The following is a 1,136-nucleotide window of genomic DNA, read 5'->3' on the forward strand; positions in this document are numbered from 1 at the left end:
GTTGTTTTTATTCGGCCCGGGGCTGGGCTTTTTCCGAATCTACCATTTGATGCGTTGCCGTCAGCCTGTTGCTGGTTTTAGCGGCTCGACGTCGCACGCGTGGCCACAGCGGTGCGCAAAGCGCACTCGCAGCGGCCGGGATTTATCGGCCGCTGACGCAGCGCGCGTTGAGTGAGGTCACCACCACCGGTAGGAAAGGTTGGACCGCGCCAGGTGCTGGCTATGCGCAGGTCGGAGACGACGTGGAGCGTGCAAAAGTCTGGTGAAAATCCTCGCCACGCCAGTCTCTCGCATCAGCTCAAACATTTCCGCACATCCCTACTTTTTTATAGTAACTTCAGATGATATTAATTAGACTGCGCGCAGCCAAGGGAGGCCAATGGCATCAATCCATTTTTCCAAGGATCCAAATCAAGCCGCCGGCCCTACTCCCACGAAATGGAAAGGTGTACTTACAGCCCTGCGTGAAAGAGGAAATCCAAGCATTGCGATTTTTCGCGTATATTTTTTCGCGGCCATTTTTTGCTTTGTTAGCGTAGAACTGTGGCGAGTGGCAATGCTTGTTGGGCAGTCGATTTACATCACCTACACCGCAAAGTTCGACCCACTAACGATCATATTGGTTGTCACCGTCGTAGGTTTTTTGGGTGGTCTGCATTTATGGGAGAGAGGAGCCTACTCTTCGGCAGGGCGATTGTTGCGGAGCAAACGCGCAGATATTGCGGTGATTGGAATCACGGGTGGCGTTGGTGGATATTTCTGGGTCATGTTCGCACCTAAAGAATATGAAGCGTTCCTCCGAGCTATTCCACCGGGTCTCGCGCTTTACTCAGTAGTACTCCTCACGTTTACTGGCTTTGTAGGTTCGATCCGAGCAAGAGTCATACTATTTCTTGCCAAGTTCAAGGGGCGTTCAGCATTAATCGACGATCGGGCGATTACTAAAGACATCGAAGATGGGCTCGGAATAGGGGAAATGGCAAAGAGATTTGCGCTCAATGTAATGAATGAGCGGTCTCCGGCAAGCTTAATCTTCGGGTTAGATTCCCCATGGGGAACTGGAAAGTCGTCATTCGTTAATGTCTGTAGACAGACCTGGGAAAAACATGGCAGCACGGTAGTCTATGACTTCGAAC

1 protein-coding gene is annotated in these 1,136 nt (G+C 51.3%); it reads left to right on the top strand.

Annotated features, from left to right (window positions below):
* Positions 1-379: 379 nt before the first annotated feature.
* Positions 380-1,136: P-loop NTPase fold protein (locus AC1D1X_RS24015; protein WP_477699443.1), on the top strand; the 757-nt coding region annotated here is incomplete at its 3' end.

Source organism: Polaromonas sp. P1_G4 (assembly GCF_056405475.1).